Consider the following 1,163-nt stretch of genomic DNA (forward strand, 5'->3'; position numbering starts at 1 on the left):
GAAGGAATGAAGAGGGAAGAAAAGGTAGAAGGCAAATTATTTGTCTAATTTGTGGATAGTAGCTATAAAAGCAAGAAGCAAGAAGTAAGAAAGAATAAGGCAAATTATTTGTCTAATTTGTGAATAGTAGCTATAAAAGCAAGAAGTAAGAAGTAAGAAAGAATAAGGCAAATTATTTGTCTAATTTGTGAATAGTAGCTATAAAAGCAAGAAGTAAGAAGGAAGAAAGAATAAGGAGGTAGCAGAAGGAAAATTAAATTATTTGTCTAATTTGTGAATAGTAGCCATAATATTATGTCCGGTTAAATAGTTGTAATTAAAGCTCGTAGTTGGACTTTAGCCCCAAGTATAGATAGGGCTAGAGCTTTACTACAAACAAAAACTTTTTTATCACTAATCATCCGGACATGATATAATAAGAAGTTGTAGTTCATCAACTTCTTTTCTGACAGGAATAAATAGTTCTGGTTTAGCTAAATTTACTGGTTTAGCAATAATTAATTTGGTATCTAATTCTCTGAGATCACCGAGAGCAATTCTGAAAAAACGTATATATTCAGGCTTACTTGTTCTGCCATATCCTTCAGCAATATTTGACGGAACTGAAACACAACTACGGCGAATTTTACTGGTTAAACCGTAAAGCTCAGAATTAGGAAAAATTTGAGTTATTTTGTAGCAATTAATAGCCATTTTAACTCCACGTTTCCATATATACAGCGCTTTCCGTTGTTATGAGGTACAAAATTTTAGGTTTGAGGGAACACTTAACTGGGAAAAGGGAACAGAAAAGAAGAAAAACAACTGTACCTCATAGCTTCGGAAACTGCTGTATTGTTCTCGATGACTACCCATATTTTACCGAAAAATCAAGGTTTAAAGCCTTCTATTTCAATAGAAAAAGCGGTCGTTTCGGAGCATGAGTAGGATGGAATGGCGAGGTTTCAAGAGTGCAGAGCCGCTCCGAAGTACGCCATATCCAATCTCCCCTTGAGAAGAAAAAAATTTCCTTCTATTACAGAAGAGGTAATTATTAGTTATTAATTATTAATTGTTAATTATTCATTCATGTCTATATTTTTTCACGAACAACTTTACCGCAGTCTAGAAATAATGACAAAGCTAAAAAATTTGTCAATAACTATTTGTGGTGCTGGTGCTTT

The 1,163-nt window shown here is 33.4% G+C and carries 1 protein-coding gene; it reads right to left on the minus strand.

Features of this window, described 5'->3' with window-relative positions; all coding sequences use genetic code 11:
• Window positions 1-393: 393 nt before the first annotated feature.
• On the minus strand, window positions 394-720 hold the full coding sequence (locus F6K22_RS41325) for a four helix bundle protein (protein WP_293111015.1): 327 nt from the start codon (window positions 718-720) through the stop codon (window positions 394-396).
• Window positions 721-1,163 lie beyond the last annotated feature (443 nt).

This window comes from Okeania sp. SIO2F4 (assembly GCF_010672385.1).
GTDB lineage: Bacteria > Cyanobacteriota > Cyanobacteriia > Cyanobacteriales > Microcoleaceae > Trichodesmium.